We start from the raw sequence: 614 nt of genomic DNA, 5'->3' as shown, positions 1-614 counted from the left end.
TCGACCTGTCGGTCGGCTCGGTCGTTGCGCTGACAACGATCTTCTGCGCGGTCGGCGCCGAGCGGCTGCACTGGCCCGTGTGGATCATCGTGCCGCTCGTGCTCGCATTCGGCGCGCTGTACGGCGCGGCGATGGGCGCGCTGATCCATTACTTCCGGCTGCAGCCGTTCATCGTGACGCTCGCCGGAATGTTTCTCGCGCGCGGCGCGTGCTTCCTGATCACGACGCAGTCGATCACGATCAACGAGCCGACGTTTCATGCGATCGCGGGCATCAGCGTGCCGGTCGGCGGCGGCACGCTGAGCGCGGGCGCGCTGATCGCGCTCGCGACGCTGGCCGCCGCGATCTACGTCGCGCATTTCACGCGGTTCGGCCGCAACGTGTATGCGGTCGGCGGCAACGAACGTTCGGCGCTGCTGATGGGCTTGCCGGTCGCGCGCACGAAGATCGGCGTGTACGCGCTGAGCGGCTTCTGCTCGGCGCTCGGCGGCGTGGTGTTCACGCTGTACGTGCTGTCGGGCTACGGGCTGCAGGCGCAGGGGATGGAGCTCGACGCGATCGCCGCGACCGTGATCGGCGGCACGCTGCTCACGGGCGGCGTGGGTTACGTGATC

General features: G+C 68.9%; 1 protein-coding gene. It reads left to right on the top strand.

The genetic code is table 11. The annotated features are described in order from the left end of the window. Nucleotides 1-614 (top strand): ABC transporter permease subunit (locus L810_RS43360; protein ID WP_042978482.1); only part of this gene is annotated, 614 nt, incomplete at both ends.

It is taken from the genome of Burkholderia sp. AU4i (genome assembly GCF_000466765.1).
Lineage (GTDB): Bacteria > Pseudomonadota > Gammaproteobacteria > Burkholderiales > Burkholderiaceae > Burkholderia > Burkholderia cepacia.
Note: the sequence above shows the minus strand (reverse complement) of the source record. Positions and strands in the feature narration are given on the sequence as shown.